Origin of the sequence: Achromobacter sp. 413638, from assembly GCF_043119405.1 — a bacterium.
Lineage (GTDB): Bacteria > Pseudomonadota > Gammaproteobacteria > Burkholderiales > Burkholderiaceae_B > Achromobacter.
Map to the genome: position 1 here is coordinate 1 of NZ_JBICCO010000154.1, position 5,237 is coordinate 5,237.

Sequence of the window (5,237 nt, forward strand, 5' to 3'; positions counted from 1 at the left end):
GGGGGGGGGGGGGGGGGGCTGGGGGTTGGGGGCGGGGGCCCCCCCCCCCCCGCCCCCCCCGCCGCCTGGCGGTCGGCGCCCTGCTCATGGGCGCGGGCATCGCGGCGATGCACTACGTGGGCATGGCCGCGATGCGCATGCAGCCCGGCATCGTCTATCACAGAGGCTGGTTCGCGCTGTCCATCCTGATCGCCGTGGCCGCGTCGGGCGCGGCGCTGTGGATCACCTACCGGCTGCGCCACGACGGGCCGCGCATGGCGTTTTTACGGCCGCTGGCGTCGGTGGCGATGGGGCTGGCCATCGTCGGCATGCACTACACCGGCATGCAGGCCGCGGGCTTTCCGGACGACAGCGTCTGCCTGGCCTCCAATGGCGGCCTGTCGGCTGGCTGGCTGGCCATCGCCGTCACCGCCGTGACCCTGAGCGTGCTGGGCATCGCGCTGATCGTGGCGGTGCTGGACAACCGGCTGGAAGCTCGCACCTCGGCCCTGGCGTCGTCGCTGGCCGAAGCCAACGAAGAACTGGTGCAGCTGGCCCTGCACGACACGCTCACCAAGCTGCCCAACCGCATTCTGCTCGAAGACCGCATGGAGCAGGCCATCGAAAGCGCCAGCCGGCGCAAGGGCTATTTCGCGGTGCTGTTCTTCGACCTGGACGGTTTCAAGGCGGTCAACGACGCCTACGGCCACCATACCGGCGACGCGCTGCTCATCGACCTGGCGCAACGCATCCGCCAGACTCTGCGCACCCAGGACACCGTTGCGCGACTGGGCGGCGACGAATTCATCGTCCTGAGCGAAGTGGGCGAACCGACCGACGCCGCCAGCGTGGCCGACCGCCTGATCAATGCCATCGCGCGGCCCGTGACGGTCTACGGCCACGAAGTGCTGGTGACATCCAGCGTGGGCATCGCCATCTATCCCAACGACGGCGAGGACACCCACGCGCTGCTGACCAACGCCGACGCCGCCATGTATCACGCCAAGCGCCTGGGCGGCACCGGCTACAGCTTCTTCGAGCCGTCGATGAACGCCGACGCGCACGAACAGATCGAGCTGCTGCACGACCTGCGGCTGGCGCAGGAGCGCGGCCAGTTCGTGCTGCACTACCAGCCCAAATATGAAGCGCCGGCCGGCCCGATCATCGGCGCCGAGGCGCTGTTGCGCTGGAACCACCCCACGCGCGGCCTGGTCGGCCCGGACCTGTTCATTCCCACGGCGGAAAAAACCGGCCTGATCCTGTCGATCGGCGACTGGGTCATCAACGAAGCCTGCCGCCAGATGCGCGAATGGATCGACGCGGGCCAGAGCCACTGGACTATCGCCGTGAACATCTCGGCGCTGCAGTTCGCGCATGCCAGCCTGGTCGAGACGGTGCGCGGCGCGCTCGCCCGGCACAACGTGCCGCCGTCCTGCCTGACGCTGGAAGTGACCGAATCGACGGCCATGCGTGACGCCGAGGCCAGCCTGGCGGTGCTCAAGCGCCTGTCCGGCCTGGGCGTGACCATTTCCATCGACGACTTCGGCACCGGCTATTCGAGCCTGCTGTACCTGAAGCGCCTGCCGGCCACCGAGCTGAAGATCGACCGCGGCTTCGTGAACCAGTTGGAGAACGACAACGAGGATGCGGCCATCGTGGCCGCCATCGTCGCCCTGGCGCAGCAGCTGAACCTGCGCATCGTGGCCGAAGGCGTCGAGACCACCGCACAACAGAAGTTCCTGACCGGCCTGGGCTGCGATTCGCTGCAGGGTTTCCTGCTGGGCAAGCCCATGCCGGCCACCGAGTTCCTCGAACACGCTAATGGATGAGGCCCCCCCGAGGCGCCTGCGGCGCCTTCCCCCAGGGGCGCCGCGTGCGGACCGGCAAAGCCGGCTCCGCAGCGGCCCCGCTGCGGGCCGCCTACGATGGGTGGTGAGTGTGCCTTGTTGAGAGAATCGGGCGCGGGGGGCGTTGAGGGTTCGCGCGCGTCGGCCTGCGCGGATTTGCTACGCTTACGGCAGTGCGCGCTTGTCGCGCCGTCCTTGAACTTCGCCATAGCGTCCGCATGACTCCCAGCCTGACCCTGATCGTCGCCTATTCCGACAACCGCGCCATCGGGCGCGACAATGCCCTGCCCTGGCGGCTGCCGGGGGACCTGGCGCATTTCAAGCGCAGCACGCTGGGTCATCCCATCATCATGGGCCGCAAGACCTGGGATTCTCTGGGGCGGCCGCTGCCGGGGCGCGCCAATATCGTCGTCAGCCGCAATCCGGATTTCGCGCCGGAAGGCGCCATCGTGGTGGCGTCGCTGGAAGCGGCGGCGCAGGCCTGCGGCGATGTCGCCGAGGCCTTCGTCATCGGCGGCGCGCAGATCTATGCGCAGGCCCTGCCGCTGGCGCGCCGCGTGCTGGCCACCGAGGTGCATGCCCGGGTCGAGGGCGATGCCTTCTTCCCATTGCTGCCGGCCTTCCAATGGAAGGAAACGGCGCGCGAGCGGCAGCCGGCCGAGAACGGCTACGAATACGACTTCGTGACCTACGAGCGCGCCTGAGCGGGCGCGCCTCGGGAGCCGACCCTCAGGCCGCGCCCGCGTTGCGCATGAAGCGCCACAGCGCCGGCGCTTCCGAGTACGCGACGTTGAAGCGCACCCAGGGCGTGTCGGCCTCGTCGGCCTCGAAGTAGGAACCCGGCGCCAGCCAGATGCCGTCCTTCAAGGCCATCTCGGCCAGCCCGTTGGCGCCGCGCCCGCGCCATTGCCCCGCCACTTTCGCCCACAGGAACAGGCCCGCCTGTGGCCGCGTGTGGATGTCGAAGCCATGCGCGTCCATCAGCCCCGCCACGGCGGCATGCGCCTGTTCCAGCCGCTCCCGCGTGCGCGCGATGTGGGCGCGGTAGCGGCCCTCGCGGATCACCTGGTGCACGATGCGCTCCATGATCTCGGGCGAGGTCAGGCCCACGGCCATCTTGGTGCGGGCGATATCGCGCACCAGGTCGCGGTGCGCCACCACATAGCCCACCCGCACCGACGGGCTGATCACCTTGGAGTAGCCGCCCAGGTAGACCACGCGGCAACCGCCGTCCAGCGCCGCCAGCATGGGCGTGACGCCGGGCGCCAGCTCGCGCGAGATATCGTCCTCCACCACCCAGAGACCGTGCCGCTCGGCCGTCTGCAGGATGCGGAAGGCGTTGGCCATGCCGATGCTGGCGCCGGACGGATTCTGCAGCGCCGTATTGATGAACAGGGCTCGCGGCCGATGCTGGGCCGCAACGCGCTCCAGCGCCTCGCAATCCAGTCCGTCGGCATTGCGCGGCACCGGCACCACGCGCAAGCCCGCCAGCCGCAGCATCTGCAGCAGGTTGGCGTAGGCCGGCTGTTCCACCACCACCGTATCGCCGTGGCGCAGCAGGGTGCGGATCACCATGTCCAGGCCGTGCGAAACGCCCTGGGTCAAGAGGACCTGCGACACCTCCACTTCCATGCCCTGCGCGCTGAGGCTGGCGGCGATGGTCTCGCGCAGCGGCGCGTAACCATAGGGATGGCCGTAGTTGGCGATGCGCATGGCCGGCACCCGGCCCAGGTGGCGCAGGGCCACATGCAGCCCTTCCTCGTTCAGCCATTCCCCCGGCAGCCAGCCACAGCCGGACTTGATGGGGATGGAATGGTCCGCGAAGATGTCCGACACCAGCCAGCCGGCGTTCAGGCGCGGCGGCTCCCAGGACGGCGTCTCGCCCCGGCGCGCGGGCGCGTCCGGCGAAGCGACGCGGTAGCCCGCTCCGGGCCGGGCCGCCAGCCAGCCCAGCGACACCAGCCGGCTGTAGGCGCTGGCCACCGTGAAAGTGCTGATCTCGTACTGGCGCGCGAGCTCCCGCACCGAGGGTAGGGACATACCCGGACGCAGCACCTGCTGCTCGATGGCGCGCAACACGGCGGCAACCAGCTGCTCGACCAGGGTCGGCCCCTGGCCGCGCGCGCGCTGGGGCTGGAAATCGATCATCGCCAAAACTGTACAGTTGTCATGGTTGGAACTATACAGTTAGGGCGCTTTGCACGGATCGTATATTTTCAATCCCGGCCGGACATACCAGAATCATCCGCAATCCCGCCGCCCGCGCCTTGCAGGCCCCGCGGTTTTCCTTACCCAGGAGTCGCCATGAACGCCCGCGCCCAGCTTCCCGACCTGTCCCATCTGTGGATGCCCTTCACCGCCAACAAGCAGTTCAAGGCGCAACCGCGCCTGCTGGCCGGCGCCAAGGGCATGTACTACACCTCGGCCGACGGCCGCCAGATCCTGGACGGCACCGCGGGCCTGTGGTGCGTGAACGCCGGCCATTGCCGCGAGGAAATCGTGTCGGCCATCGCCAAGCAGGCCGGCGAGATGGACTACGCGCCCGGCTTCCAGCTGGGCCACCCGCTGGCCTTCGAGGCCGCCACGGCCGTCGCCGGCCTGATGCCGGCCGGCCTGGACCGCGTGTTCTTCACCAACTCGGGCTCCGAGTCGGTGGACACCGCCCTGAAGATCGCCCTGGCCTATCACCGCGCCCGCGGCGAAGGCCAGCGCACCCGCCTGATCGGCCGCGAGCGCGGCTATCACGGAGTGGGCTTCGGCGGCATCTCGGTGGGCGGCATCTCGCCCAACCGCAAGACCTTCTCCGGCGCCCTGCTGCCGGCGGTGGACCATCTGCCGCACACCCACAACCTGGAAAAGAACGCCTATTCCAAGGGCCAGCCGGCCTGGGGCGCGCACCTGGCCGAAGAACTCGAACGCATCATCGCGCTGCATGACGCGTCCACCATCGCCGCCGTGATCGTCGAGCCCATGGCCGGCTCCACCGGCGTGCTGGTGCCGCCCGTGGGCTACCTGGAAAAACTGCGTGAAATCACCGCCAAGCACGGCATCCTGCTGATCTTCGACGAGGTCATCACCGCCTACGGCCGCCTGGGCGAAGCCACCGCCGCACATTACTTCGGCGTCACGCCGGACCTGATCACCATGGCCAAGGGCGTGAGCAACGCCGCCATTCCGGCCGGCGCGGTCGCCGTCAAGCGCGAGGTGCATGACGCCATCGTCAACGGCCCGCAGGGCGGCATCGAGTTCTTCCACGGCTACACCTATTCGGCGCATCCGCTGGCCGCCGCCGCCATCCTGGCGACGCTGGACATCTATCAGCGCGACGACCTGTTCGGCCGCGCCCGCAAGCTGTCCGGCGCCTTCCAGGAAGCCGCGCATTCGCTCAAGGGCGCGCCGCATGTCATCGAC

At 69.2% G+C, this 5,237-nt stretch carries 4 protein-coding genes; 3 read left to right on the forward strand and 1 reads right to left on the reverse strand.

Annotation, left to right across the window (positions count from 1 at the left end; all coding sequences use genetic code 11):
- Both ACEU5R_RS31655 and ACEU5R_RS31660 read left to right on the forward strand, forming a co-directional pair.
- Positions 1-1,808 (forward strand): EAL domain-containing protein (locus ACEU5R_RS31655; RefSeq protein ID WP_392413837.1); only part of this gene is annotated, 1,808 nt, incomplete at its 5' end.
- Positions 1,809-2,044: 236 nt separating this feature from the next.
- The gene (locus ACEU5R_RS31660; RefSeq protein ID WP_392413839.1) at positions 2,045-2,530 is read left to right on the forward strand and encodes a dihydrofolate reductase; all 486 of its coding nucleotides are present in this window, start codon (positions 2,045-2,047) and stop codon (positions 2,528-2,530) included.
- 25 nt (positions 2,531-2,555) lie between these two features.
- Here the strand turns inward: ACEU5R_RS31660 and ACEU5R_RS31665 are convergent, their stop codons facing one another.
- The gene (locus tag ACEU5R_RS31665) at positions 2,556-3,974 is read right to left on the reverse strand and encodes a PLP-dependent aminotransferase family protein (protein WP_392413841.1); all 1,419 of its coding nucleotides are present in this window, start codon (positions 3,972-3,974) and stop codon (positions 2,556-2,558) included.
- Positions 3,975-4,130: 156 nt separating this feature from the next.
- Here ACEU5R_RS31665 and ACEU5R_RS31670 point away from each other — a divergent pair.
- On the forward strand, positions 4,131-5,237 hold a 1,107-nt coding region (locus ACEU5R_RS31670; RefSeq protein ID WP_392413843.1), incomplete at its 3' end, for an aminotransferase class III-fold pyridoxal phosphate-dependent enzyme.

Bases quoted from the DNA above. Each gene is read 5' to 3' on its own strand.
- ACEU5R_RS31660 (WP_392413839.1), top strand. From the start codon at position 2,045: ATGACTCCCAGCCTGACCCTGATCGTCGCCTATTCCGACAACCGCGCC.
- ACEU5R_RS31665 (WP_392413841.1), bottom strand. From the start codon at position 3,974: ATGATCGATTTCCAGCCCCAGCGCGCGCGCGGCCAGGGGCCGACCCTG.